The 24,334-nt window shown below is 66.8% G+C and carries 25 protein-coding genes; 10 read left to right on the forward strand and 15 right to left on the reverse strand.

Annotated features, from left to right (window positions below; translation table 11 throughout):
• Positions 1-178: 178 nt before the first annotated feature.
• Positions 179-790, forward strand: a complete 612-nt coding sequence (locus BMZ69_RS17610; protein ID WP_092158918.1) for a YqaA family protein — start codon at positions 179-181, stop codon at positions 788-790.
• A gap of 8 nt (positions 791-798) precedes the next feature.
• Positions 799-1,329: a disulfide bond formation protein B gene (locus BMZ69_RS17615; protein WP_092158920.1), complete on the forward strand. Its 531-nt coding sequence runs from the start codon at positions 799-801 to the stop codon at positions 1,327-1,329.
• Between the two features lie 21 nt (positions 1,330-1,350).
• Here BMZ69_RS17615 and BMZ69_RS17620 read toward each other — a convergent pair whose 3' ends face one another.
• Positions 1,351-2,247: a LysR family transcriptional regulator gene (locus BMZ69_RS17620; RefSeq protein ID WP_175506852.1), complete on the reverse strand. Its 897-nt coding sequence runs from the start codon at positions 2,245-2,247 to the stop codon at positions 1,351-1,353.
• Positions 2,248-2,366: 119 nt separating this feature from the next.
• Here BMZ69_RS17620 and BMZ69_RS17625 point away from each other — a divergent pair, with 119 nt between their 5' ends.
• Complete coding sequence (locus tag BMZ69_RS17625; protein WP_092158924.1) at positions 2,367-2,657, forward strand: hypothetical protein; 291 nt, start codon at positions 2,367-2,369, stop codon at positions 2,655-2,657.
• A gap of 27 nt (positions 2,658-2,684) precedes the next feature.
• Here BMZ69_RS17625 and BMZ69_RS17630 read toward each other — a convergent pair whose 3' ends face one another.
• From BMZ69_RS17630 to BMZ69_RS17660, 7 genes are all read right to left on the reverse strand, one after another.
• Positions 2,685-3,242 carry an HNH endonuclease gene (locus BMZ69_RS17630; RefSeq protein WP_092159140.1) on the reverse strand — a complete coding sequence of 186 codons (558 nt, stop codon included), beginning with the start codon at positions 3,240-3,242 and terminating at the stop codon, positions 2,685-2,687.
• 212 nt (positions 3,243-3,454) lie between these two features.
• A complete protein-coding gene (locus BMZ69_RS17635; protein ID WP_092158926.1) occupies positions 3,455-4,336 on the reverse strand; it encodes a 3-hydroxybutyryl-CoA dehydrogenase in 882 nt (293 codons plus the stop codon).
• Positions 4,337-4,409: 73 nt separating this feature from the next.
• Complete coding sequence (locus BMZ69_RS17640; RefSeq protein WP_092158928.1) at positions 4,410-5,357, reverse strand: electron transfer flavoprotein subunit alpha/FixB family protein; 948 nt, start codon at positions 5,355-5,357, stop codon at positions 4,410-4,412.
• Complete coding sequence (locus tag BMZ69_RS17645) at positions 5,357-6,103, reverse strand: electron transfer flavoprotein subunit beta/FixA family protein (RefSeq protein ID WP_092158930.1); 747 nt, start codon at positions 6,101-6,103, stop codon at positions 5,357-5,359. The genes BMZ69_RS17640 and BMZ69_RS17645 overlap by 1 nt, the downstream gene beginning before the upstream one ends.
• Before the next feature lie 135 nt (positions 6,104-6,238).
• Positions 6,239-6,940: a rhomboid family intramembrane serine protease gene (locus BMZ69_RS17650; RefSeq protein ID WP_092158932.1), complete on the reverse strand. Its 702-nt coding sequence runs from the start codon at positions 6,938-6,940 to the stop codon at positions 6,239-6,241.
• A gap of 5 nt (positions 6,941-6,945) precedes the next feature.
• Complete coding sequence (locus BMZ69_RS17655) at positions 6,946-7,527, reverse strand: cob(I)yrinic acid a,c-diamide adenosyltransferase (protein WP_092158934.1); 582 nt, start codon at positions 7,525-7,527, stop codon at positions 6,946-6,948.
• 43 nt (positions 7,528-7,570) lie between these two features.
• The gene (locus BMZ69_RS17660; protein WP_092158936.1) at positions 7,571-8,041 is read right to left on the reverse strand and encodes an Lrp/AsnC family transcriptional regulator; all 471 of its coding nucleotides are present in this window, start codon (positions 8,039-8,041) and stop codon (positions 7,571-7,573) included.
• A gap of 127 nt (positions 8,042-8,168) precedes the next feature.
• On the opposite strand from BMZ69_RS17660, the gene hppD reads away from it, so the two are divergent.
• The gene (gene hppD, locus BMZ69_RS17665) at positions 8,169-9,302 is read left to right on the forward strand and encodes a 4-hydroxyphenylpyruvate dioxygenase (protein ID WP_092158938.1); all 1,134 of its coding nucleotides are present in this window, start codon (positions 8,169-8,171) and stop codon (positions 9,300-9,302) included.
• Between the two features lie 5 nt (positions 9,303-9,307).
• Here the strand turns inward: hppD and BMZ69_RS17670 are convergent, their stop codons facing one another.
• Positions 9,308-10,174, reverse strand: a complete 867-nt coding sequence (locus tag BMZ69_RS17670) for a LysR family transcriptional regulator (RefSeq protein WP_092158940.1) — start codon at positions 10,172-10,174, stop codon at positions 9,308-9,310.
• Positions 10,175-10,427: 253 nt separating this feature from the next.
• On the opposite strand from BMZ69_RS17670, the gene BMZ69_RS17675 reads away from it, so the two are divergent.
• Together BMZ69_RS17675 and BMZ69_RS17680 are read left to right on the forward strand one after the other, a co-directional pair.
• The gene (locus BMZ69_RS17675; RefSeq protein WP_175506853.1) at positions 10,428-11,324 is read left to right on the forward strand and encodes a DMT family transporter; all 897 of its coding nucleotides are present in this window, start codon (positions 10,428-10,430) and stop codon (positions 11,322-11,324) included.
• 131 nt (positions 11,325-11,455) lie between these two features.
• Positions 11,456-11,899, forward strand: a complete 444-nt coding sequence (locus tag BMZ69_RS17680) for a hypothetical protein (protein WP_092158944.1) — start codon at positions 11,456-11,458, stop codon at positions 11,897-11,899.
• 69 nt (positions 11,900-11,968) lie between these two features.
• Here the strand turns inward: BMZ69_RS17680 and BMZ69_RS17685 are convergent, their stop codons facing one another.
• Complete coding sequence (locus tag BMZ69_RS17685) at positions 11,969-12,529, reverse strand: dihydrofolate reductase family protein (RefSeq protein ID WP_092158946.1); 561 nt, start codon at positions 12,527-12,529, stop codon at positions 11,969-11,971.
• 110 nt (positions 12,530-12,639) lie between these two features.
• Between BMZ69_RS17685 and BMZ69_RS17690 the strand changes: the two genes are divergently transcribed.
• Positions 12,640-13,158 (forward strand): winged helix-turn-helix transcriptional regulator, encoded by a 519-nt coding sequence (locus BMZ69_RS17690; RefSeq protein WP_092158948.1) that lies wholly within the window; start codon positions 12,640-12,642, stop codon positions 13,156-13,158.
• Between the two features lie 86 nt (positions 13,159-13,244).
• A complete protein-coding gene (locus BMZ69_RS17695; RefSeq protein ID WP_092158950.1) occupies positions 13,245-13,751 on the forward strand; it encodes a hypothetical protein in 507 nt (168 codons plus the stop codon).
• A gap of 40 nt (positions 13,752-13,791) precedes the next feature.
• Here BMZ69_RS17695 and BMZ69_RS17700 read toward each other — a convergent pair whose 3' ends face one another.
• The 4 genes from BMZ69_RS17700 to BMZ69_RS17715 form a co-directional block, all read right to left on the reverse strand.
• Entirely contained in the window at positions 13,792-15,450 is a 1,659-nt protein-coding gene (locus BMZ69_RS17700) for a hypothetical protein (protein WP_139219085.1), read from the reverse strand.
• A 97-nt stretch (positions 15,451-15,547) separates the two neighbouring features.
• Positions 15,548-18,772: an efflux RND transporter permease subunit gene (locus BMZ69_RS17705; protein WP_092158954.1), complete on the reverse strand. Its 3,225-nt coding sequence runs from the start codon at positions 18,770-18,772 to the stop codon at positions 15,548-15,550.
• Positions 18,773-18,784: 12 nt separating this feature from the next.
• Positions 18,785-19,969 (reverse strand): efflux RND transporter periplasmic adaptor subunit, encoded by a 1,185-nt coding sequence (locus BMZ69_RS17710; protein WP_092158956.1) that lies wholly within the window; start codon positions 19,967-19,969, stop codon positions 18,785-18,787.
• 15 nt (positions 19,970-19,984) lie between these two features.
• Positions 19,985-20,626 carry a TetR/AcrR family transcriptional regulator gene (locus BMZ69_RS17715; RefSeq protein WP_175506854.1) on the reverse strand — a complete coding sequence of 214 codons (642 nt, stop codon included), beginning with the start codon at positions 20,624-20,626 and terminating at the stop codon, positions 19,985-19,987.
• Positions 20,627-20,877: 251 nt separating this feature from the next.
• On the opposite strand from BMZ69_RS17715, the gene BMZ69_RS17720 reads away from it, so the two are divergent.
• Together BMZ69_RS17720 and BMZ69_RS17725 are read left to right on the forward strand one after the other, a co-directional pair.
• Positions 20,878-21,669, forward strand: a complete 792-nt coding sequence (locus tag BMZ69_RS17720) for a glutamine amidotransferase (RefSeq protein ID WP_092158961.1) — start codon at positions 20,878-20,880, stop codon at positions 21,667-21,669.
• Complete coding sequence (locus BMZ69_RS17725) at positions 21,666-22,910, forward strand: NAD(P)/FAD-dependent oxidoreductase (RefSeq protein WP_092158963.1); 1,245 nt, start codon at positions 21,666-21,668, stop codon at positions 22,908-22,910. The genes BMZ69_RS17720 and BMZ69_RS17725 overlap by 4 nt, the downstream gene beginning before the upstream one ends.
• Positions 22,911-22,913: 3 nt before the next feature.
• Here the strand turns inward: BMZ69_RS17725 and creD are convergent, their stop codons facing one another.
• The gene (creD, locus tag BMZ69_RS17730; protein WP_092158965.1) at positions 22,914-24,332 is read right to left on the reverse strand and encodes a cell envelope integrity protein CreD; all 1,419 of its coding nucleotides are present in this window, start codon (positions 24,330-24,332) and stop codon (positions 22,914-22,916) included.
• Between the last annotated feature and the right edge of the window lie 2 nt (positions 24,333-24,334).

The raw sequence follows: 24,334 nt of genomic DNA on the forward strand, positions 1-24,334 counted from the left end.
GGTCAATCTCGCGTGAACAGCTTTTCCTGACGTCCGAGCCATGGACGGAAGGCTCGGCGCCCGCTAGATCGCCGTGCGTCCTTTCGGACGCAGAATGGCGATCTATCACTTTGTCAGGCATCGGATTGCCTCCGAAAAGTGGTTTCCACTTTTCGGTCCGATGCTCTAAGGGCCGACGATGTTCGAACGCCTCTACCTCTGGACCCTCTCGCTTGCCGCCCGCCGCAGTGCGCAGGCCTGGCTCGCCGTGGTCGCCTTCATCGAGAGCTCCTTCTTCCTGATCCCGGCCGACGTGCTGTTCGTGCCGATGGCGCTGGCCAAGCCGGAGCGGGCCTATCGCCTCGCTTTGATCGCGACCGTCTTCTCGACGCTGGGCGGCATCGCCGGCTACGCCCTCGGCTATTATGCCTTCGATGCGCTGGCACGGCCGGTTCTCGCCTTCTACGGCAAGCTCGACGCCTTCGAGCAATTGCGCGCCTGCGCCGGCCCCGACACCACGCTGCTGCTGCTCACCACCTCGGGCCTGGCGCATCTGCCGCCGATCAAGGTGGTCACCATCCTGGCCGGCGCCGTCCATATCGGGCTCGGCTTCTTCGTCCTGTCCTGCATCCTGGCGCGCGGCGCCCGCTTTCTCGCCCTCGCCTTCCTGCTGCGCCGCTATGGCGAGACGATCCGGCACTTCATCGAGAAGCGGCTGAAGCTGATCGCGCTCGGCGGCGCCGCTCTCCTGATCCTGCTCTATTTCGGCCTCAAGCTGCTGACAGGCTCGGGCCAGATGTTCACCTGCTGAGCTACGCCATGTCCGGCTTTCCGTCGCGCCTCCTCGCCGATCCCCGCCGCCTGATCGCCCTGATCGGGCTGGCGAGCCTCGCTCTGATCGCCGGCGCCTGGTTCTTCGAGCTGGTCCTGCATTTGCGCCCCTGCAAGCTCTGCCTCGAGCAGCGCGCGCCGCACTACGCCGCGATCGGCCTGACGACGCTCGCCCTGCTCTTCGCCCGCTCGCGCTGGCTGCAGATCGCAGCGCTGATCGGCCTCGCCCTTTTGATGGCCTTGAGCACCGGACTCGGCGTCTACCATTCCGGCGTGGAGTGGGGGGTCTTCGCCGGCCCGAACGATTGCGGCGGCGCGCCTGCCCCTGCGGCAGCCGGCGTCCAGGACCTGATGAAACAGCTGCAGACGACCCGCATCGTCTCGTGCACGGAAGCCGCCTGGCGCTTCGTCGGCCTTTCGCTCGCCGGCTGGAACGCGCTGGCGTCGTTAGGGCTTTTGATTGCGGCCCTGCTGGGGTTGAAGAACACGATCAGGAAGCCCGGCGAATTGCCGGCGTGATCAGCCCTCGCTGGCACGCGCTCAGAGGTTGTTGCCGACAACCGTCTGCGGATAGTCCGCCGCGGCTTCCGCCTTCAGCCAGGCCAGGAGCTTGCGCGTCGCAGCCTTCGGCTCCCGGCGCGGATGCGGGAAGGCGACCAGCCCATCCTTGATTGTCAGGACACCGAGCGGCGCGATCAGCCGGCCGTCGGCCAGCTCCGGCTGCGCCAGACGTGTCTCGATCAGCGTCACGCCGAGTCCGCCGACGGCGGCCTCGATGCACATATGCGTATGGGGAAAGGTCAGGCTCCGCGCCACCATCGGCACGACGAGCGGGTGATCCCGATAGGACGGCTGGATGGTGATCGGGAAGTTGCCGATCAGCTGCGTCTCGGCCGAGAGGCGCCCGGCCTCAACGCGGAAGCGGTAGCCCGGCGCACATACCAGCGCGAACGCGACATCGCCCAGCACGTGATAGACCTGATCGTCCGGCAGGTTGTAGCCGAGACGGTTCCAGCTGGTGACGATGTCATAGTCCTCGACCTCGAAGATCGAGGCGCCCACCATCGTCAGCCTCATCGAGACTTCCGGATGGGCCGCATAGAAGCGCGGCAGGCGCGGCACCAGCCAGCGGGTCGCCAGGCTCGAACCGATGGCGAGCGTCACGATCTCGCCGCCCTGCGCGGGGCGGAGCTGCCCCATGCAGCTGTCGAACGCCTCGAACGCCATACGCGTCGTGGCATAGAGCGCCTTGCCCGCGGCAGTCAGCCCCAGCGGCGCGGCGCCTCGATCGAGGAGCTGCAGGCCCAAAGCCTCCTCCAGCGCCTTGATCTGCCGGCTGATCGCGCTGTGGGTCCGACCGAGCTCCTCGGCAGCGAGCGTCATCGACCCCAGTCGCACGGTGGCTTCGAAGGCAGGCAGCGGGGAAAGCGGCGGCAACCGAAGCTCTCCGGCAGCACTGTTCGCGAAACGCACAGCGATGTTCGAATTCGTCGTGTGCGCAGTGCTCTCGTCACCGTTACCGGTCATCGCATCGCGTCGTTCGCCGGGAGGCTTCAATGGGCGAGACCTTATCTGCGCAAGTCATATCGCTGGGCGCACGTGTCGTCGTGGAGCGACCCGGAGCTGTCAAGATCGCGCCGGCAAGTCGCACCGCCAGCACCGACCTGCTGAAGCCATCGTTCGAGATCGAGCTCACGGCAGGGCCGCGGCTCTGGCTGCGACGCCTGCTCTGGCGCTGCCGGTTGCGCGCCGCCTTCCACGGCGAAGCCGATGCGGTGCTGGAGGATTTCGGCCTGTCGCGGGAAACCCTCGAACGCTATCTTGCGCAGCCCTTCTGGCGCGCCTGAGCAGCCTCGAACGGAAGCAGCAGGCGATTATGGCTCCAGCTCGGAATCCCAGTAGAGATAGTCGAGCCAGCTCTCATGCAGATAGTTCGGCGGGAACAGCTTGCCGTTGCGGTGCAGATCGTTGATCGACGGCGCGAACGGCTTCTGCATCGGGATCATGCCGACCGCGGCCGGCATCTTGTCGCCCTTCATCAGATTGCAGGGCGAGCAGGCGGCAACGACGTTCTCCCAGGTGGTGAGCCCGCCCTTGGAGCGCGGCACGACATGGTCGAAGGTCAGCTCGTCGCGCGTGCCGCAATACTGGCAGGCGAAGCGGTCGCGCAGGAAGACGTTGAAGCGGGTGAAGGCCGGGGTGCGCGAGGGCTTGATATAGGTCTTGAGCGAAACCACCGAGGGGAGCTTCATGTTGAAGCTCGGGCTGCGCACCACCGTGTCGTATTCGGAGACGATGTTGACCCGGTCCATGAAGACCGCCTTGATCGCGTCCTGCCAGCTCCACAACGAGAGCGGATAGTAGCTCAACGGCCGGAAATCGGCGTTGAGCACCAGCGCCGGACAACCGTCCGGCGAGGCCATCGGATGCATCACATGCGCCGTCACCCGTATCGCGCCTCCGCTTCTAGGGCTCGCACGAATCCTGACGCATCAATGTAAGCGCGATGCGACAGGAATGTGAAGCGACGATGTTGCGGCGCGAATGGTCATGCTCCGCGGGCATAGCGGCGCGCGGAGCTGGGCTGGCGGAGCGGGAGTTGGGGATAAAGCGCCCGGCTTGAATTCCGGGCGCGCCGCCCGCGTCAGCGCGTCGGAATCGGCTTTTCGCCGCGATAATCGTAGAAGCCGCGCTTGGTCTTGCGGCCGAGCCAGCCGGCCTCGACGTACTTCACCAGCAGCGGGCACGGCCGGTACTTCGAATCGGCGAGACCGTCATGCAGCACCTGCATCACCGACAGGCAGGTGTCGAGCCCGATGAAATCGGCGAGCTGGAGCGGACCCATCGGGTGATTCGCGCCGAGCCGCATCGCCGTGTCGATCGCCTCGACCGAGCCGACGCCCTCATAGAGCGTGTAGACGGCCTCGTTGATCATCGGCAGCAGGATGCGGTTGACGATGAAGGCCGGGAAATCCTCGGAGACCGACGCCGTCTTGTGCAGCGAGGCAACGAAATCCTTGGCGCGCTCGAAGGTGCCGTCGTCCGTGGCGATGCCGCGGATCAGCTCGACGAGCTGCATCAGCGGCACCGGGTTCATGAAGTGGATGCCGATGAAGTGCTCCGGGCGATCGGTCGCCGCGGCAAGCCGCGTGATCGAGATCGACGAGGTGTTCGAGGCCAGGATCGCGTCGGGACGCAGATGGGGGCAGACGGCGGTGAAGATCTTGCGCTTCACCTCCTCGCTCTCGGTCGCGGCCTCGATCACGAGGTCGCACGGCCCCAGATCTTCCAGCTTCGGCGCCGAGACGATGCGGCTCATCGCCGTGCGGCGGTCCGCGTCGGCGATGGCGCCCTTGGCGACCTGCCGGGCCATGTTGCCGTCGATGGTCGCCAGTGCCGCATTGATGCGGTCTTCGGCGATATCGTGCAGCCTGATGTCGAAGCCCGCGACCGAGGCGACATGGGCGATGCCGTTGCCCATCTGCCCGGCCCCGATGATGCCGACGGTCTTGATCTGGTGATCCATGTGACGCTTCTTGTCCCCGAGGGAGCTGGCGCGGGCGCCCCGTGGCCGCCCGCGACGCGGATGATTTTACCGCTTACTTGCCGGCTTTTTCGAGCTCTTTGTCGAGCTCGGGCAGGATGGTGAAGAGATCGCCGACGAGGCCGTAATCGGCGATCTGGAAGATCGGCGCCTCCTCGTCCTTGTTGATGGCGACGATGACCTTCGAATCCTTCATGCCGGCGAGGTGCTGGATCGCGCCGGAGATGCCGACCGCGACATAGAGCTCGGGCGCCACGACCTTGCCGGTCTGGCCGACCTGCCAGTCGTTCGGGGCATAGCCGGCATCGACCGCCGCGCGCGAGGCGCCCATGGCGGCGCCGAGGCGATCCGCCACCGGCTCGATCACCTTGGCGAAGTTCTCGGCCGAGGCGAGCGCGCGCCCGCCCGAGACGATGATCTTGGCCGAGGCCAGCTCCGGCCGGTCGGACTTGGCGACCTCCTCGCCCTTGAAGGACGAGCTGCCGGGGTTTTCCGCCGCCGAGACGCTCTCGATCGGGGCGCTGGCGGAGCCGTCGCCTGCCGCCGCGAACGAGGCGCCGCGCACGGTGATGACCTTCTTGGCGTCGGTGGACTGCACGGTCTGGATGGCGTTGCCGGCATAGATCGGCCGCTCGAAGGTATCGGCCGAGACGACCTTCGTCACCTCCGAGACCTGCATCACGTCGAGCAGCGCGGCGACGCGCGGCATCACGTTCTTGCCGGTGGTGGTGCCGGGCGCGACCAGCGCGTCATAGTTCGGCGCGAGCGAGACGATCAGCGCCGCCAGCGGCTCGGCGAGGCGATGCTCATAGGACGCGTCGTCGGCGAGCAGCACCTTCTCGACGCCGTCGAGCCTGGCCGCGGCTTCGGCGACGGCCTTGGCGTCATGGCCGGCGACCAGGACATGCACTGGCGCACCAAGGTCCTTGGCGGCGGTCAGGGCCTTGCGGGTGGCCTCGTTGAGGCTCTTGTTGTCGTGCTTGGCGAGCAGCAGCGTGGTCATCAGATCACCCCGGCGGTCTTGAGCTTGGAGACGAGTTCGGCGGCATTGGCCACCTTGACGCCGGCTGAGCGCCCGGCTGGCTCGGCCGTCTTCAGCACCTTGAGGCGCGGCGCGATATCGACGCCGAGCGTCTCCGGCGTGGTCTCGTCGAGCGGCTTCTTCTTCGCCTTCATGATGTTGGGCAGCGAGGCATAGCGCGGCTCGTTCAGGCGAAGATCGGTGGTCACGATCGCCGGCAGCTTGAGCGCAACCGTCTGCAGGCCGCCATCGACCTCGCGGGTGACGTCGGCCGAGCCGCCGTCAAGCACGACCTTGGAGGCGAAGGTTCCCTGCGGCCAGCCAAGCAAGGCGGCGAGCATCTGGCCGGTCTGGTTGCAATCGTCGTCGATCGCCTGCTTGCCGAGGATGACGAGCTCGGGCGTCTCCTGCTCGACGATCTTCTCCAGGAGCTTGGCGACGGCGAGCGGCTCGGTCGCCGCGTCGGTCTTAACCAGGATGCCGCGGTCGGCGCCCATGGCGAGGCCGGTGCGGATCGTCTCGGCGGCCTGCGCCGGCCCGACCGAGACCACGATCACTTCGGTGGCCTTGCCCGCTTCCTTCAGGCGCAGCGCCTCTTCGACGGCGATCTCGTCGAACGGGTTCATCGACATCTTCACATTGGCCAGCTCGACCCCGGAACCGTCGCCCTTCACGCGGATCTTCACGTTGTAGTCGACCACTCGCTTCACTGGCACAAGTATCTTCATAAGAGCGTCACCGGTTGGGGAGAGATGCGATCTGATGCCTGTCCGCCGGCCAAGCGATGGCCGGCATCGCGGCACCCGGCTGAAATGCGGACGGACCGTAGCGACGGGGATTTGCGCTTGTCAACGTCATGAAAGTCACGGCAGCACCCGCATGCCACGCCCGAACAGCCGCTGCTCGCGCCTGATCAGGAACGGCGTCAGTGCCGCCCCGGCGCCGAGCCCGCCGAGATGCGCCCACCAGCCGACGGCGCCCTGCTGGTCGAACAGCGCCGAGAGCAGCTGGAACAGGATCCAGGCGCCGAGCGCATACATTGCCGGGATGTGCAGCGGGATCGCCTTGAAGGCGAGCCCCCAGACGCGCACGCGCGGGTAGAGCATCAGATAGGAGGCGATCACGCCCGAGATCGCGCCAGAGGCGCCGATCAGCGGCTGCTCCGATTCGGGGTTCATCAGAGCATGCAGCAGCGCCCCGGCAACACCGCAGAGCAGGAAGAAGACGAGGAAGCGCAGATGCCCCATCGCATCCTCGACATTGTCGCCGAAGACAAAGAGGAACAGCATGTTGCCGATCAGATGCGCGAAGCTGGCATGCAGCACGATGCCGGTCATCAGCGTCAGCCAGGGCGGCGCCCTCAGCAGCTCCGGCGGCAATTGCGCCTCGCCGAACAGCACCGCCGGAATCGTGCCGAAGCCGGCCATGACCGCGATCTCGCTGGCTTCGCTGGTCCAGTGCATCAGCACGAGGCGCAGCACGATGCAGAGCGCGATCAGGAAATAGGTGACATAGGCGACGCGGATGAAGCGCATCGGCACGCCGTCATGCAGCGGCACGAACATCGGGGTTAGCGGTTCTGGCCGGGCGTCCAGAGCACGTCGCCCCCAGCCCTGGCATTGAGGTGGCGCGAGGCGACGAAGAGGAAATCCGAGAGCCGGTTGATGAATTTCAGCGCCGGCTGGGCGACGCTCTCGCCCTCCTCCTGCGACAATTCGACCATGAGCCGCTCGGCCCGGCGGCTGACCGTACGGGCAAGATGCAGCTGCGCCGCGCCGGGCGTGCCGCCCGGCAGCACGAAGGAGCGCAGCGTCCCGAGCGGCCGGTTGAGCTGGTCGATCTCGGCCTCGAGCCGGTCGACCTGCGCCTGCACGATGCGTAACGGCTCCCATGCCGGCTTCTCGCCGGTATCGGGCGAGGCGAGCTCGGCGCCGAGGTCGAAGAGATCGTTCTGGATGCGGCCGAGCATCGCGTCGAGCTCGCGATCCTCGCCGGCGCAATGCAGCCGCGCCAGGCCGATGCAGGCATTGGTCTCGTCGACCGTGCCATAGGCGGATACGCGCAGGTCGAATTTCGGCCGGCGCGCGCCGGTGGCGAGCGCCGTGGTGCCGTCGTCGCCGGTGCGGGTGTAGATGCGGTTGAGAACGACCATGATCGAGTTATAGCGCGCTGCAGCATCGGCGGAAGGGGCAATCTCACCCCATGGTCAGGGGCAAAAGTCCCGGCTCCTTCAATGTCTCCAGAGCGATCTCCGAACGCACCCGCGCGACGCTCTCATGCGGCAGCAGCACTTCGTTGACGAGACGCGCCAGTTCCTTGAGGTCGCCAACCGCGACCTTCAGCATGTAGTCGGCCTCGCCGGTCAGCGCATGCGCCTCCAGCACCGCGGGCGTCAGCTTCACCAGATCGCGGAAGCGCCGGGCATTGTCGCGCGAATGAGTGTTGAGCGCGACATGGATGAAGACGGTGACGGAAAGCCCGATCGCCTCCGGATCGATCAGGGCGCGATAGCCGCGAATCACCCCCGCGCCCTCCAGCGCCTGGCGCCGCCGCGAGACCTGGCTGGCGGAGAGCCCGACGCGCTCGGCGAGCGCGCCATTGGTCAGCGAGGCATCCTGCTGCAGCGCTTCGAGCAGGCGCCAGTCGAAAGCGTCGAGCTGCGGCATTTCGTGAGCCTTTCAGCGCTTACGTGCACGTTTCGTGCAAATTCAATCCGAGAGTTCGGGATTTTGCAAAGCTTTTGCCTGATGGATGCGCGAGGATTGGCTAACGATCGATTTCAGGAGGACGCATATGGGACCGTTCCCGCACGATTCAGCCCCGCCGGCCATCTCCAGCGCCAACCCGATGGGCACTGACGGCTTCGAATTCGTCGAATACGCCCATCCCGAGCCGGAGAAGCTCGGTGCGCTGTTCGAGACCATGGGTTTCACCAAGGTGGCGAAGCACCGTTCCAAGAACGTCACGCTCTATCGCCAGGGCGACGTCAACTTCATCGTCAACGCCGAGCCGGACTCCTTCGCGCAGGGTTTTGCCGCCGAGCACGGCCCTTGCGCCTGTGCCATGGCCTTCCGCGTCGTCGATGCCAAGCATGCGTTCGAGCGCGCGGTGTCGCTCGGTGCCGAGCCCTATGAGAGCAAGGTCGGCCCCGGCGAGCTGCAGATCCCGGCCGTGAAGGGCATCGGCGGCTCGCTGCTCTATTTCGTCGATCGCTATGGCGAGAAGGGCTCGATCTACGATGTCGACTTCGAATGGCTCGCCGACAAGGACCCGCACCCCGAGCAGGCCGGGATGTATTATCTCGACCACCTCACCCACAACGTCATGCGCGGCCGCATGGATCATTGGGCCGGCTGGTATGGCGATCTCTTCAATTTCCGCGAGATCCGCTTCTTCAATATCGAGGGCAAGCTGACCGGCCTGATCTCGCGGGCGCTGACCTCGCCCTGCGGCAAGATCCGCATCCCGATCAATGAATCCCTCGACGACAAGAGCCAGATCGAGGAATATCTGCGCCAGTACAAGGGCGAGGGCATCCAGCATGTCGCGCTCGGCTCGCGCGACATCTATGCCAGCGTCGAGCAGCTCCGGCAGAACGGCCTGCCCTTCATGCCCTCGCCGCCCGACACCTATTACGAGAAGGTCGACGGCCGCGTGCCGAACCATGGCGAGCCGGTCGCCCGCCTGAAGGCCAACGGCATCCTGATCGACGGCGAGGGCGCGGTCGCACTCGGCGAGAAGGCCGGCCGGATGAGCAAGGTGCTCCTGCAGATCTTCTCGGCCACCGTGGTCGGCCCGATCTTCTTCGAGTTCATCCAGCGCAAGGGCGATGACGGCTTCGGCGAGGGTAATTTCCGCGCTCTGTTCGAGTCGATCGAGGAAGACCAGATCCGCCGCGGCGTGCTGAAGCCGCAGGCGGCGGAGTAAGGCGTCTACGCCGCCAGTCGCGGCGCTGCCATCGCCTCGCGCAAGGCCTGAGCGAAATGGCGCGCCGCGACTCCGGCCTGCGGCGCGATCACCAGCGCGACCGAGAGCTCGAACAGCAACGGCAGGTTCTCGGACGGCTCCAGCCGGCGCAAGGACGCCGGTGCCGCGCTCTCGGTGATGGCGGTGACGCAGAGGCCCGCCTCGACCGCCGAGAGCAGGCCGGCCATATGCGAGGACGAGAACACCAGCCGGTGCGGCCGCTCGGCCGCCTGTAGCGCGCCCAGAATACGCGGGCGCGCCCGGCAGCCCTCGTTGAACAGGCCGAGCGGCAGGACCTCGCTCAGCTCCGGCCGATGGCCGCGCGCCGCGACCCAGACCAGCGGCTCGCGCCTGAGGCGCTCGCCCTTGGGCCGGCCGGGGTCCTGGGTGATCACGGCGAGGTCGAGTTCGCCTGCCGCGACCGCCGGCTCGATCCGCTTCGAGAGTTCGCAGTGAACCTCGATCTCGACGCGCGGATGCTCCTCGGCGAAGCGCACGATCAAAGGTCTCAGGTAGGCATCGACATAGTCGTCCGGCAGCCCGATGCGTAGCCGGCCCACCGCCTTGTCGCCGTCGAGCTCGGCACGCGCCTCGCGCTCGATCGCGAGCAGGCGGCGTGCCTGCGCCAACAGGCGCTCGCCCGCCTCGGTCGGTGTGACGCCGCGGCGCGAGCGCTCGAGAAGCTGCTTGCCGAGCGTGGCTTCCAGATCCTGGATGCGGCCCGAGACGGCCGATTGCGTGCGCCCGAGCTTTTGGCCGGCCGCGGTGAACCCGCCGGTCTCGGCGACGGCAACGAGCATGGCGAGCGCGTCGAGATCGAGATGAGTCGACATTACCAATCCATCGGAAGGGCCAATAGATAAATCAGGATAATGCGTTTTTCCGATTGCCGGAAGGACCCTATATCTAGGGCAATAGAACAGCCCTCATCCTGAGGAACGATCGCAGATCGCATCTCGAAGGATGCTCCAGATGGTTTCCGAGCCTCTTGGAGCATCCTTCGAGACGCCGCTGCGCGGCTCCTCAGGATGAGGGCAGTGACATTCATCTCTGAAAGCCCATCCAATGTCCGCCCCGAGCCTTTCCGTGCCTGATCGTCCCGCCGTGCCGGCGCTCGGCATGTTCCTGGTGCTGCTGCTCGGCGCGACCTGCATCGGCTTCTCCGGCATCTTCGTGCGCTTCGCCGATGTCGGCCCGGCCGCCGCCGGATTCTGGCGCATGGCCTTCGCGTTGCCGGTGCTCGCCGCCTGGATGGCGCTGGAGAACCGCCGTGACAGCGCTGCCGGCGTGAAGCCCGGCGCCATGCTGCCGATCGCGCTCGCCGGCCTCGCCTTCGGTGTCGACGTCGTGCTTTACAACGCCTCGCTCGGCTTCACCTCGATCGCCAACGCCTCGCTCCTCGGCAATCTCTCGCCGGTCGGCGTCATCCTCGGCGGCTGGCTGCTGTTCCGCGAGAAGCCGACCAAGCGTATCCTCGGCGCGCTGCTGCTCGCCATCGGCGGCGCCGGCCTGCTGGTCCTGCCGAAGCTGTCGGGCAGCGCGGAGACGCCGCTGTCGGGCGCAGGCCTGTTCGGCGACGGCCTCGCCATCGGCGCCGCCTTCTCCTACGCCGCCTATATCCTTGCCGTTCGCCGTGCCCGCAACCGCGCTGCCGCCGGCCGTATCGGCCTGATCTCCAGCGCGATCTGCGCCATCTTCTGCATCGTCGCTGCGCTCGGCCTCGGCGAGACCATCCTGCCGCAGAGCCTGACCGGCTGGCTCGCCGTCGCCGCGCTCGGCCTGGTCTCGCACGCCATGGGCCAGGGCCTGATCACGCTGGCGCTCGGCCATTACGGCGCCAACGCCGCCTCGCTGGTCATGGTCTGGCCGGCTTTGGTCTCGGTGCTCGCCGCCTGGGCGATCTTCGCCGAGCAGCCCTCGCCGGCCCAAGCCTTCGGCGGCGTCGCGATCCTTGCGGCGGTGCTGATGGTGCGGAAGGGCTGAACCGGCGATCGCACACGGACGATTACCTGCGCCGGAAACCTGTCGCGACCCAAGTTGAATGACTGCTTGAACGCGCAGCAATTCGGCGCAGTATCCGATCAGCCTCGCCTCGAGGCGAAGGAGATCGGGCCATGATCACCCGGATTGCTGCTTCGGTACTAGCCTGCCTCTTGATCAGCGCGCCGGCCGGCGCGCAATCGCGGCCTGCCGGCCAGCCGAGCGGAACCGTCTCCATCCGGCAGGTGCAGGTGGCCTTCATCGGCTCAGGCGCAATCGGTGGCGGCACGCTGCGCTTCAACAAGCGCAACTACGACATCACCGTCGGCGGTCTCGGCATCGGCGGCATCGGCGCCTCGCGCCTGACCGCGACCGGCTCGGTCTACCGCCTGAGCAATGTCGAGGATTTCACCGGCGCCTATCTCCAGATCCGCGAGGGCTGGGCGATCGGCGACCAGGGGCGCGGCACCCTCTGGCTACGCAACGCCAAAGGCGTGATCATGCGGCTCGCCACGAAACGCCGTGGCCTGCAACTCTCGCTCGGCGCCGACGGCGTCCTGATCGGCTTCAAGCAGTAGATCACAGACGTCCGGAAGGCCGACGCTGCGGAAGGTTCGCGCCATCCCCCGCAGCGCATCGCAGGCTCGTCACTTGCCGGGTTCGTAGCGCAGGATCACCGTGCCGTTCTGGAGCGGCCGGCTTTCCAGCAGGTCGAGCTTCCGGCGTTCGCCGCCGGGCTTGAAGAAAAGCGTACCCGCGCCGAGCCGCACCGGCACGACCGCCAGCATCAGCTCGTCGACCTGATTCTGCTTCAGCAAGGTGTCGACCAGCTCGGCGCTGCCGAAGACGAGGACATCCTTGCCGGGCGCCGCCCGCAGCCTGGCGATCTCGCCGACGATGTCGGAGGTGACGCGGGTGTTGTTCCAGTCGGAGCTCTGAACGCTGCGCGAGGCCACCAGCTTGGGCAGCGCGTTCATATAGCGCGTGACCTCGCTGTCCTCGTTGGCATTGGCCGAGGTCCAATACGCCTTCATGCCGTCATGGGTGACGCGGCCGAAAACCAGCACCTGCGCGCGCTGGCCGAACTCCTTGCTGAGCGAATCGAGCTCCTCACCCCAGGCGTCGTTGTGAAACGACAGATCCCATTTTTCCGTGCCCTCGAAATAGCCGTCCAGCGTCACGAGGTTCCAGACGATCACCTTGGCCATCGCATCCTCCTTGCGGGCGGTTTGCCCGTCCGTCGAAACTGCTTGCGATTTGCAATCAGTTGGCTTCTAGCGAAACCGCTTGTAGAATGCAAGTGGTTTTGGAGGCGCATATGAAAGAGACCGGCCGCTCGGGCTGCCCGATCAACCTGACGCTCGAAATTCTCGGGGATCGCTGGAGCCTGATCGTCCTGCGCGACATGATGTTCGGCAATCGCCGGCATTATCGCGAGCTGCTGGCGAAATCGGACGAAGGCATCGCCTCAAACATCCTCGCCGACCGGTTGAAGCGATTGCTCGAGAGCGGCCTGATCTCCCGCCGCGACGATGCCAGCCACAAGCAGAAGGGCATCTACAGCCTGACCGAGATGGGGATTGCGCTGGTGCCGGTCTTCGCCGCCATGGCCGACTGGGGCCGGCGCTTCCTGCCGGTGACGCCGGAGATGTCGATCCGCGCCGAAATTCTGGCCGAGGGCGGGCCTGCCCTCTGGAGCAAGTTCATGGACGAATTGCGCTTTCTCCATCTCGACGCGCCGCGTCCGGCCCAGTCCGTCCTCGACCAGCTCACCGCGGCCTATCGCGAGGCGGTGGAGCGCAAACATGCGACCGAGGCCGAGCCGGAAGCTGTCTGACGAGGTGCCCGCCGGCCGATCGCATTGATCAAAACGCCTCCTGGGACGTTTAGCCGGCAGGAGGAACGATCATGACAGGACATCGCATGGCTAAGGCGTTCGCCGCGGCGGCGCTGCTGACCCTGGCGCAGCCGGGCATCGCCGAGCAGGAGACCGCCGGCGATGCGAGCTTCCTCAGCTCTCTGGAGGGCCGCTTCAGCGGCAATGGCACGCTTCAGAATGCCGGCGGCAGCAGCCGCTCGCTGAAGTGCCGGTTCAATGGCGACCAGGAGGGCGCGCGGCTCAGCCTCGATGGCAGCTGCAGCACCGCCGCGATCTTCAGCGCGACGATCCGGATCGAGCTGCGCCACGATCCGAAGACAGGCCGCTATGCCGGCACGTTCAGGGAGAGCACCGGCACGGTGGCCAATCTCTCCGGCCAGCGGCAGGGCCAGCGCCTGACGCTCGCGTTCAACGAGACGGCCGAGAGCGTCCGCCCGAACCCGCCGGCGACCCTGACGATCTCGCGCCAGCAGGACGGCGTGGCTTTGACCCTGCGCGGCAGCCAGCTGGGCCAGGGGCAGACTCTCGACCTGTCGCTGCGGGAGAATTGATGCGGTTGGATTGCGCGATCCGTGGCGTCGGAGAGAGCCTCTATCCGTCGGGCCACTGCAGGAGACCAGGCCCCGCTCGGGCCGCCGAGTAGAGCCTGACGGTGCCGACCTCGGCGATCTTCCGCAGCGAAATGTCGGGCGCGAGCGCATCGTCGAGGTCGATGTGGGAGATCACATGGCTGACGATATCGGGCGGGAGCCATGCCAGCGCCGCCGCGACATCGGCCAATGTCTGGGATGTGGCAGGGTCGGGAAGGTCCTGGAACTCGGGTATCCTCTTGACCCAGAAGTTCGAGAAGACCTGCGTCGGCAGCACGTTTCGCCCCGCCAGATGCCTGAGCAGAAGATGAGGATGCTGGACGAAGACATGTGCCTCTGAGGCCGGGACCGGCTGGAGGCTTGAAACCAGTCTGGCGAAACGCCGCGCGCGCTCGATCGCATCAGGTCGCGTCTCCTCGACCGGCGGCACGAAGAGCACGATCGCATTGGCCGGCATTGCCTTCGTAATCTGCGCATAGGCGGCATCGAGTTCCCTGAGCGGCGCCCAGAGATAGAGCAGAAGCCCGAGCTTCACCGCCACGATGCCTGCGAGAAGCGCGATTGCCGCCCTCTCCGACCTGACCGGGTCCAGCGAGGGCCCACGCACGAACACAGCCGCGATCGTGACGATAGCGGGGACCAGACGACGATCGGCCGCGCCCACGCCCATCAAATATTTCGGCATGACGATGAACAGCAGGCAGCATGCGAGCAGCCCGGCCAGCTCGTAGCGGCTGACGACCATGCCCCGTCGCCAGGCGAGCCACGCGATCGCCCCGAGAATCAGGAAGGAGAGCAGATATTCGAGCGACAGGTTCGTCGTCTTTCCGACGGTGAAGACCCCGGTGACCTTGGTGGCCAGATGCCACTCCGTCTTTCCCGTCTGACCCGGTTCCATGATCATGACGAGCACAGCCAGCATGACGGCCGAGAGCCAATGCGATCTGATCAGGGCCGCGCTGTCGGCAAAGCGCCGCTCACGCCAGTCGTCATAGGCGGCGACCAGGACCATGCCGAGGCAGAAGCACACATAGAGCATCACCGGAAAGATGCTGGTCAGACACATCACGCTCACGATCAGGGCCTGGCTGATCACGAAGCTGTCCGAATGGGTCTCGTGCTGCTCGATCGCGCGGTGAAGCGCGACGAACATGATCCCGAGCCCGAGAATGTAGTTGAACAGCCCCCAGTAGAGCGGCTCGGAATAGGCGGCGAGCAGGATGATGAGAAGCAGGGGCAGGTCCGTCCGCTGCCCCCGCTGCTGGCGCCACCAGATGGCCGTGAAGATATAGAGACCGACGCCCAGGCAGATGAACAAGGTCAGCGCCACCGCAGGCGGAACGACCTTGCTCAGCGTGCCCGCGACCACATCGATGGCGAGATTCGGATAGAGATCCTCGCCGACATGGAAGAACTGATCTCCCACATCTCCCGCCCACATCGCCTCCCAGAGGGCAACGCGGAAAAGATGGTTCGGCCCATCGACGAAGAAGATTCCACCCGAGACCAGGATAGGCAGGCTCGCCGCCAGAATGACGAGGGCGGCACTGTTGTAAGGCGCCTGCCGCGCCGGCAAGCACACCGCGCCACCGCCATCCTGACGCTGGCTCCGCGACACCCCCGCAGTGCTCTGATCGTCCATGACGGAACTGTAGGACACGGCGGCTCGCAGGACGCAGCCGTGCAAAATAGGTAGCTCGTCATAGGCCGCCGAGGCCCACTCGATCGGCCTCTGCCAGTGGACGCCCGTGATCCAGCTACTCGGCCGCCAATATCGGCGGCGGCAGCTTGCCCGCCATCGCCTTGGCGCTGGCTTCGCCCGGCGTCTCCTCCTCGCGGATCGCCTCCCACTGGCTCTCGTCCTCGGCTTTGCCGAGGAAGCGGCCGAAGACCCAGCCGGTCAGGCGGCCGAGATCGTCCATCACCACATAGAAGGACGGCACGAAGACGAGGCTGAGCACGGTCGAGACGATCAGGCCGCCGATCACCGCGATTGCCATCGGCGCGCGGAACTCGCCGCCGTCGCCGACGCCATAGGCGGAAGGGAGCATGCCCGCCGCCATGGCGATAGTGGTCATCACGATCGGCCGCGCCCGCTTGTGTCCGGCCTCCAGCAACGCCGTCAGCCGATCCTTGCCGCGCGCCACCTCCTCGACCGCGAAGTCGACCAGCATGATCGCGTTCTTGGTGACGATGCCCATCAGCATCAGCAGGCCGATATAGACCGGCATCGAGACCGGGTTGTGGGTGGCGAGCAGCGCGATCACCACGCCGCCGAAGGAGAGCGGTAGCGAGAGCAGGATGGTGATCGGCTGGAAGACCGAGCCGAACAGCAGGATCAGCACGGCGAGCACCAGCATCAGGCCGGTGGTCATCGCGGTGATGAAGCCCTCGACCACCTCGCCCTGGATCTCGGCGTCGCCGGTGGCGGCGATGCGCACGCCTTCGGGCAGGCCGACCTCCTTGACGATCTCCTGGAACTTCTCCTGTGCCGTGCCGAGCTCGAAGCCGCGCTTCAGGTCGGCGCCGATGGCGGCGCGGCGAACGCGGTCATAGCGGTCGATCGAGGACGGCCCCTCGCCGAAGCCGATCTCGGCCACGGCGGTGAGCGGGACCGAGACGCCGGACGCGCTGATGACGCGCAGCGCCGCGATGTTGCGGATGTCGGTGCGGGCCTGCTCGTCGAGCTGGACGCGGATCGGCACCAGCCGGTCGCCGGCGTTGAACTTGGCGAGGTTGGGGCCGATGTCGCCGATGGTGGCGACGCGGAGCGCCTCCGAGATCGCTTCGGGCGTGACGCCGAGATTGGCGGCCTGCTCCAGCTTCGGCGTGACGCGCATCTCCGGCCGGCTCAGCGAGCCGGCGGTCGCGACGTTCAAGTAGCCATCGACCTGGCGCATGCGCGCCTCGATCTTCGCCACCGTCTCGTCGAGCGCGTCGCCATCCTTGGACAGGATCGAGAACGCCATCTCGCGCTCGCCGCGCTCGTTGACGTACCAGGCGCGGACGTCGGGCACAGACGCCAGCTTCTCGGCGATGGTGACCTTGAGCTCCTTCTGCGGGACGTCGCGCTCGGCCTTCGGCGTGAGCAGGATGAAGACCGCGGCGCGGCGGACCTCGCGCTGGCCGGTCGGCGATGCCCCGCCGAGCACGAAGACGTTCGTCACCTGCGGGATCTCGCGCAGCTTGTCGACGATCTTGTCGGTGGCGACGGTGGTGTCCTCCAGGGTCGCGCCGGGCGGCAATTCGACCGATGCGACGATGCGGGCGGTGTCCTCCTCCGGGAAGAAGCCGGTCGGCAGCAGCGCCGTCGCCTGGATCGAGACGAACAGGAAGCCGAAGCCGGCGATCAGCGTGAGATAGGCCGTGTTGAACGGCAGCTTGCGCCAAGTGCGCGAGCCGTCGAAGCGCGGCAGCACCGGGATGCGCCGCCGCTTCAGCGAAGCCTCCAGCAGCCAGGAATAGCCGCGCATCACGAACCCGTCCTTGGCGTCGTGATGCTTCACCGGCCTGAACAGATAGGCTGCCATCATCGGCGTGATCAGGCGTGCGACGAGCAGCGAGAACAGCACCGCGATCGCGACGGTGAGGCCGAACTGGCGGAAATACTGGCCGGCGATGCCGCCCATGAAGGACACAGGCGCGAAGATCGCGACGATGGTCAGCGTGATCGCGATGACCGCGAGACCGATCTCGTCGGCCGCCTCCATCGCGGCGCGATAAGGCGACTTGCCCATCCTCATGTGCCGGACGATGTTCTCGATCTCGACGATGGCGTCGTCGACCAGGATGCCGGTCACCAGGGTGATGCCGAGCAGGCTGACCAGGTTCAGCGAGAAGCCGAGGATCTCCATCGCCCAGAATGTCGGGATGGCCGAGAGCGGCAATGCGATTGCGGTGATCAGCGTCGCCCGCCAATTGCGCAGGAAGACGAAGACCACGAGCACGGCCAGCGCCGCGCCCTCCAGCAGCGTCTCCATCGCCGCCTTGTAGTTGCCGTGGGTGTAGGCGACGGCATCGTCGATCGGCGCGAGCTTGATCGTCGGATAGCGCTTGTTGAGGTCGTCGATCTTGGCCGCGACCACGTCCTTGACCGAGAGCTCGCTCGAGCCCTTGGAGCGGAATACGGCGAAGGAGACGACCGGCTGCTTGTTGAGCCGGCCGAAGGCGCGGGGCTCGGAATTGGAGTCCTCGACGCGGCCGAGCTCCTTCAGGCGGACCTCGCGCCCGCCGGTGAGCTGGATCTTGCTGTCGGCGAGTTCGGCGACGGTCTTGGCGCTGGCGAGCGTGCGGATCGCCTGCTCCTGGCCGCCGACCTCGCCGCGCCCACCGGCGAGGTCGACATTGGTGGCGCGGATCTGCCTGTTGACCTCGCCGGCGGTGGTGCCGAGCGCCAGCAAACGGTCGGGATCGAGCGAGATTCGGATCTCGCGGTCGACGCCGCCATAGCGCTCGACCCGGCCGACGCCCTTCAGCCCCTGCAATTCGCGCGCGACGACGTCGTCGACATGCCAGGAGAGCTGCTCCAGCGTCAGGCCGGGCGAGGAAGCGCCATAGGTCAGGATCGACTGGCCCTCGACGTCGATGCGCTGGATCACCGGCTCGTCGATGGTGCGGGGCAACTCGGCCCTGATCTTGGCGATCGCGTCCTTGACGTCGTTGACGGCCCGGTCGGTGTTGGTTTCGAGCCTGAACTCGACCAGCGTCACCGAGGAGCCGTCGGTCAGCGTCGACATCACATGCTTGACGCCGGTGATGTTGGCGACCGCGTCCTCGACGCGCTTGGAAACCTGGCTCTCGAGCTCGGCCGGGGCGGCGCCCGACTGGGTCACCGTCACCGAGACGAAGGGCACGTCGATATTCGGGAAGCGCGTCACCGGCAGCTTCGAGAACGAAAGCAGCCCGAGCACGCAGAGCACGACGAAGAGAAGGATCGACGGAACCGGTTTCCGGATCGACCAGGCGGAGAAATTGACGCTCACGCAGGGCTCCCGTCAGTTCGTCGCGATCGGCGTGATCATGTCGCCGTCGCGCACGAAGGTGCCGGCGCGTGCGACCACGCTCTCGCCCTCGGCGAGACCGGAGACGATCTCTGCGCGCCCGCCGCCGATCAGGCCGAGCGTCACCCTCTTGGTCGCCACCTTGCCGTCCTTGACCGACTGGACCATGGCGCCGCCGCGCGCATAGGTGATCGCCGACAGCGGCAGCACGATGCTGGTCTTGCGGCCGGTCTCGATCACGCCGCGGGCGAAGGAGCCGACGGCGACCGGCGGATTGCCGGTCAGCGCGATGCGCAGCTTGCCGAGCCGCGAGGCCCGGTCGACCTCGGGCGAGATCAGCCGGATCTGGCCGGCGAGCGGCTTGTCGGAGCCAGCCGGTGTGACCGCGACCGCCTGCCCGAGCTTGAGATGGGGCAGTTCGACCTCGGCGACATCGGCTTCGAGCTCGATCGCGCCGTCGGCGATGATCTTGAACAGAGGCTCGGCCGCGCCAAGCGTCGCCATGGCGCCGAGCCTGGCGTTGCGTCGGCTGACGATGCCCGCCTTCGGCGCCTTGATCTCGGTGCGCGCCAGCCTGACCTCGATGTCGCGACCCTGCGCCTGCGACAGCGCGAGATCGGCCTCGGCCATCGCCAGCGCCTGCTTGGCCGAATTCAACCGCGCCTGGCTGCCGCGAGCCACGGCGGCGCGCTGGTCGAAGGTCTCCAGGCTGGCATTGCCGCTGTCGCGCAGCGCCTTGGTGCGGTCGAAAGCGTTGTTGGCCTGGACGAGATTGGCTTCGGCCTCGACGATCTGCGCCTTGGCCTGGTCAATCGCGGCCTGCGCCTTGGCGGTCTGCGCCTCGTTCTGGGCCCGCTGCACTTCGAGCGTGGTGCGCGACAGCTTGGCCAGCACCTGGCCGGCGGCGACGCGGTCGCCCTCTTCGGCGAGCAGCTCGGTGATGACGAAGCCGTCGACCTCGGGCGTCACCAGCACCTCGTCGCGCGCGACCATCGAGCCGGAGACGACGACGCTCTGCACGATCTCGTCGCGCTTCGCGTTCGTGACCGTGATGGCCGGCCCCGTGGAGGGCTGCTGGGTGGTAGCGGCGGAGGCCGGAGCCTGGGCGAACGCCAGCGCGGGCGCGCAGATGAGCGCGACGAGCGGCAGCAGGATCAGGGTCTTGGACGATACGGGCATGGTCGGGCTTCGTCTCTAGGAGGTTGGCTCGCCAGCGGGCGGCAGCAGCATGGTCTGCGCCAGTCCCCGCATTGCGGCGAACAGGGCTTCGGCGCCGACGGCGGCGTCGAAATTCGGATCGACGGCGCGCCGGCAGAAGAAGCCGTCCGCCATCATGAACAGGGCCATCAGAAAACGCGCTTGATCGAGATTGCTCGGCAGCTCGCCACTTGCCACAGCCGCCGCGACAGCCGCGCCGAGCCCATGCTCGACCGTCTCATCGAAACCGGCGCAGATCTGCGCCATCTCGGGCGTACGCGAGGCCTCGGCCCAGATCTGCAGGGCGATGATCGCCTTCTCGCGCGGCTTGCGCACCATATGCTGGCGACCGAGTTCCTCGAGCTGGTCGAGCAGCCCCCCTTTGCCCGGATCGAGCTGGGCGAAATCGGCTGAAACCTCGGTTCGATCGCGCTCGCTGATGCCGCCGATGATCGCGTCCTTCGACGAGAAGTAGCGGTAGAGATTGCCCGGGCTCATTCCGGCTTCCGCGGCGATGTCGTTCATCGTCGCGGCATGGAAGCCGGCGCGCGCGAAGACACGCTCGGCCGCATCGAGGATGTGGATGTGCCGTTCCGAAAGGCCGCGCTCGGCCGAGAAGGAGGTGACGACCTGGGACATGCTTCTTTGGATTGATGAGAATGAACGTTCATTCTCATGCCTGAGCCTGCCTCGAAAGTCAATCGGCGCGATCACTGAGGGTTGCATTGCCAGATGAGTATTCACGGAAGATTGCACGGAGCATGCACAGGGCTGGCCTCGGCCATGCCGGGGCGTGGCGCATAATTTGCTTGCCGCAACTGCTGCCAAACCGCATTTTAGGTATCGTCCGGCGGGAGAAACCGGTCTCGGGAGCGCAATCGAACGCCGCGATGAACGATCTGTCCTATCGCTTCACGGCCCGCCGCCGGCTCCGCACCCGCTTGGACAGCTTGCCTCCCCGCAAGCCCGTGCTGATCGTGCTGCATCAGGAGCATTCGACGCCCGGCCGCGTCGGCCGCCTGATCGCCGAGCGCGGCCACGCTCTCGATATTCGTAAGCCCCGTTTCGGCGATCCGCTGCCGCAGACCATGCGGGACCATGCCGGCGCGGTGATCTTCGGCGGGCCGATGAGCGCCAACGACCCCGACGATTTCGTCAAGGCCGAGACCGACTGGATCGGCGTCTGCCTCAAGGAGGACGCGCCCTTCCTTGGCCTTTGCCTCGGCGCACAGATGCTCGCCCGCCATCTCGGCGCGAGCGTCTACACTCATGCCGAAGGCCGGGCCGAGATCGGCTACTACCCGCTCAGCCTGACGGAAGCCGGCCATGCCGACGCCACCGCGACCGGCTGCATCTGGCCGGACACGGTCTATCAATGGCATCGCGAGGGCTTCGACTGCCCGACGGGAGCCGAATGCCTGGCAACCGGCGGCGACTTCCCCGTCCAGGCAATCCGCACCGGCAGCAAGGCCTATGGCCTGCAATTCCACCCCGAAGTGACGCTGGCGATGATGTGCCGCTGGTCTGTGCGCGCCCATGAGCGCACGCTGATGCCGGGCGCGCAATTGCGTCACCAGCATCTCGAAGGCTGGTATCAGTACGATCCGCCCGTGCGCGCCTGGCTCGACGGCTTCCTCGACCATTGGCTGAAAGAGCCGGCCAAGCAGGATTCCATCGCGTGACTCGCACCGTCATCGTTCTCGGCGCCGGCATGGTCGGCGTCTCCTGCGCGCTCGCTTTGCAGAAGCGCGGCCTCAAGGTCACGCTGATCGACCGGCGCGAGCCCGGCCGCGAGACCTCCTACGGCAATGCCGGCGTAATCAGCCGCTCCTCGATCATGCCGCTGAACAATCCCGGCCTGTGGAAGAACCTGCCGAAATATCTGAGCAACCGGCATGCGGCGGTGCGCTATCGGCTCGGCCATCTCCTGGCCAACCCCGGCTGGCTCCTCGGCTTTCTCAACGAGGCCAGGCCGGAGAAGCTGGCGCCACGCGTCGCGGCGCTGGAAAGCCTGATCGCGCCTTCCCTGCCGCTGCACAAGCGGCTGATGACCGAGGCCGGCATCGCCTGGCGCCTGCGCGACACCGGCTTCCTCGAGCTCTGGCGCAGTGAGGCCGGCCGGGCAGCCGCCGAAGCACGCCGAACCTTCCTCGAAGACCACGGCGTCCGGGTCGAGGCGCTCGACCGCCAGGCGCTGTCGGCGCTGGAGCCGAGCCTGAACCCGATCTTCTCGGCGGCGCTGCACCACAAGGAGAGCGCCTCGGTCGACTGGCCGGGCGCGGTGGTCGAGGCCTATGCCGCGCTGTTCGCCGCCCGCGGCGGCACGGTCCTGCGCGACGAGGTTACCGGCCTGTCGAAGCAGGGCGAAGGCTGGCGCGTCACCACAAAAGGTGCGCAGTACGACGCCGATCTCGCGGTCGTCGCGCTGGGCCCCTGGAGCGCCGATCTGCTGCGGCCGCTCGGCCTCAAAGTGCCGCTCAATGTCGAGCGCGGCTATCACCGCCACTACAAGCCGGCGCAGGGGCGCTTCCTCAACCGCCCGATCTACGATGTCGAGGCGTCCTATATGCTGGCGCCGATGGAGCTCGGCTTGCGCCTGACCAGCGGCGTCGAACTCGCCCATCGCGATGCGCCCGACGACCACGCCCAGATCGAGCAGGTGCTACCGCGAGCCCGCGAGGCCTTTCCGCTCACCGAGCCAGCTGAAGATACCACCTGGCGCGGCTCGCGCCCGACCCTGCCGGACTCCTTGCCGATGATCGGCGAGGCGCCGCGCAATCCCGGCCTCTGGCTCGCCTTCGGCAACCAGCATATCGGCTTCTCGACCGGGCCCGTGACGGGGGAGATGCTCGCCGCACTGGTCTGCGGCGAAGCGGCTCCGGCCGACCCGGCGCCTTTCGCGCCGGGCCGCTATCTCTCCTGAACCTCACGCTGGCGCGCCCGGCCGCGCCGGCTCGTTGGTGACAGGCTTGGCCACATTGTCACCGAGGCCGGACCAGTTGACCCTGGCGGTACCAAGCATCAGCGCCGTCAGCGCGATGAAGGCGCCGATCGCACCTGCCAGCAGGGCGAAATCCTCGGATTTCAAGAGCGCGTAGACCAGCCCATAGCCGGTCGCGAGGATCAGCCCCAGGACCGCGCCGCGCGCAAAGCTGCGCAGGACGAGGCCGATATAGAGCGCGATCAGCGCGGTGGTCGCCGCCGCTGCGACGAGATAGGCGGTCAGGAAGCCGAGATGCTCGGCCAGCGACAGCAGCAGCACATAAAACAGCACCAGCGCGAAGCCGACGAGCGTGTACTGGACGGCATGGAGATTGTCGCGCGCCACCAGTTCCAGCCCGAACACCGCGAGGAAGACCGCACCGACGAAGAGGATGCCGTATTTGATGCCGCGTTCGACGAGCTGGTAGAGATCGACCGGCTGGTAGAAGCGGGCGCCGACGGCGCCGGCGAGGAAGGTCACGTCGGCACGCTTGTCGTGGGTGAAGGCGAGCGGCAGGTTGCGCGCCAGATGCGAGACCCGCCAGGAGGCCGAGAAGCCGTTGGCGTCGACCACCCGGTCATCCGGCAGATGCGCGCCCGAAAAACTCGGATGCTGCCAGTTCGAGCTCATCCGGAGCGCGCTGTCCTTGGCCAGCGGCACGATCGAGAGGCTGCGCGAGCCGTTGAGGTCGAGCCCGACCTCGACCGCGAGCGGCCTGGTCAGGTCGATACCGCGCAAGGCGGCATGGATGCCGTTGCCGTCGCGGATGCCGGCGCCCAGCGTCGGCTCGAACTCGATCGCGGCGCCGTCGCGGATTTGCGCCATGGCGCGGTTCTTCAGGCCACGGACATCGGCGACACCGACGGCGAGCACCGCCTCGTTCCAGAGTGGCTGCACCGTCTCCGAAGTGATCATCTTGAAATCGGGCGGCAGGAAGCGCGCATTGAGCGCGACCTTGCTCCGGTAGACCGGCACGTCGAAGATCGAGCGCCGCCGGATTTCGGTCTGCGCCTCCGAAGAGGCCTGGAGATCATCAGGCAGGAAGACCGCGACCTCACGCGTCGGCGCGGCATTGGCGATCTTGGGCGGCACCAGATAGGGCACGAGCAGAGCCGGGCCGCCGACGATCTGCTCGCGGCCCCAGGCGTCGCCGATCTCGCGTGCCGCCAGATTGGCGGTTGCCGAACGCTCGCCACGCAAGCTGGACACAAACATCAGCGGGATCAGCAGCAGCAGCGCCAGGAAGCCGATGACGAAGAATTTCAGGCCGGGACTGCGCCCGAAGCGTCTCGGCGAAATGCCGAGCGACAGGATTGGAGGTTCAGGTCTGCTCTCGGTCGGTTGCCCGTGCTCTTGCGACATGA

The organism is Allobosea sp. CRIB-10, from assembly GCF_900112185.1.
In the GTDB taxonomy this organism is placed as follows: Bacteria; Pseudomonadota; Alphaproteobacteria; order Rhizobiales; family Beijerinckiaceae; genus Allobosea.

Coding starts and splice junctions, on each gene's coding strand:
- BMZ69_RS17610 (WP_092158918.1), top strand. CDS start 179: ATGTTCGAACGCCTCTACCTCTGGACCCTCTCGCTTGCCGCCCGCCGC.
- BMZ69_RS17615 (WP_092158920.1), top strand. CDS start 799: ATGTCCGGCTTTCCGTCGCGCCTCCTCGCCGATCCCCGCCGCCTGATC.
- BMZ69_RS17625 (WP_092158924.1), top strand. CDS start 2,367: ATGGGCGAGACCTTATCTGCGCAAGTCATATCGCTGGGCGCACGTGTC.
- BMZ69_RS17630 (WP_092159140.1), bottom strand. CDS start 3,242: ATGCATCCGATGGCCTCGCCGGACGGTTGTCCGGCGCTGGTGCTCAAC.
- BMZ69_RS17635 (WP_092158926.1), bottom strand. CDS start 4,336: ATGGATCACCAGATCAAGACCGTCGGCATCATCGGGGCCGGGCAGATG.
- BMZ69_RS17640 (WP_092158928.1), bottom strand. CDS start 5,357: ATGACCACGCTGCTGCTCGCCAAGCACGACAACAAGAGCCTCAACGAG.
- BMZ69_RS17645 (WP_092158930.1), bottom strand. CDS start 6,103: ATGAAGATACTTGTGCCAGTGAAGCGAGTGGTCGACTACAACGTGAAG.
- BMZ69_RS17650 (WP_092158932.1), bottom strand. CDS start 6,940: ATGTTCGTGCCGCTGCATGACGGCGTGCCGATGCGCTTCATCCGCGTC.
- BMZ69_RS17655 (WP_092158934.1), bottom strand. CDS start 7,527: ATGGTCGTTCTCAACCGCATCTACACCCGCACCGGCGACGACGGCACC.
- BMZ69_RS17660 (WP_092158936.1), bottom strand. CDS start 8,041: ATGCCGCAGCTCGACGCTTTCGACTGGCGCCTGCTCGAAGCGCTGCAG.
- hppD (WP_092158938.1), top strand. CDS start 8,169: ATGGGACCGTTCCCGCACGATTCAGCCCCGCCGGCCATCTCCAGCGCC.
- BMZ69_RS17670 (WP_092158940.1), bottom strand. CDS start 10,174: ATGTCGACTCATCTCGATCTCGACGCGCTCGCCATGCTCGTTGCCGTC.
- BMZ69_RS17680 (WP_092158944.1), top strand. CDS start 11,456: ATGATCACCCGGATTGCTGCTTCGGTACTAGCCTGCCTCTTGATCAGC.
- BMZ69_RS17685 (WP_092158946.1), bottom strand. CDS start 12,529: ATGGCCAAGGTGATCGTCTGGAACCTCGTGACGCTGGACGGCTATTTC.
- BMZ69_RS17690 (WP_092158948.1), top strand. CDS start 12,640: ATGAAAGAGACCGGCCGCTCGGGCTGCCCGATCAACCTGACGCTCGAA.
- BMZ69_RS17695 (WP_092158950.1), top strand. CDS start 13,245: ATGGCTAAGGCGTTCGCCGCGGCGGCGCTGCTGACCCTGGCGCAGCCG.
- BMZ69_RS17710 (WP_092158956.1), bottom strand. CDS start 19,969: ATGCCCGTATCGTCCAAGACCCTGATCCTGCTGCCGCTCGTCGCGCTC.
- BMZ69_RS17715 (WP_175506854.1), bottom strand. CDS start 20,626: ATGTCCCAGGTCGTCACCTCCTTCTCGGCCGAGCGCGGCCTTTCGGAA.
- BMZ69_RS17720 (WP_092158961.1), top strand. CDS start 20,878: ATGAACGATCTGTCCTATCGCTTCACGGCCCGCCGCCGGCTCCGCACC.
- creD (WP_092158965.1), bottom strand. CDS start 24,332: ATGTCGCAAGAGCACGGGCAACCGACCGAGAGCAGACCTGAACCTCCA.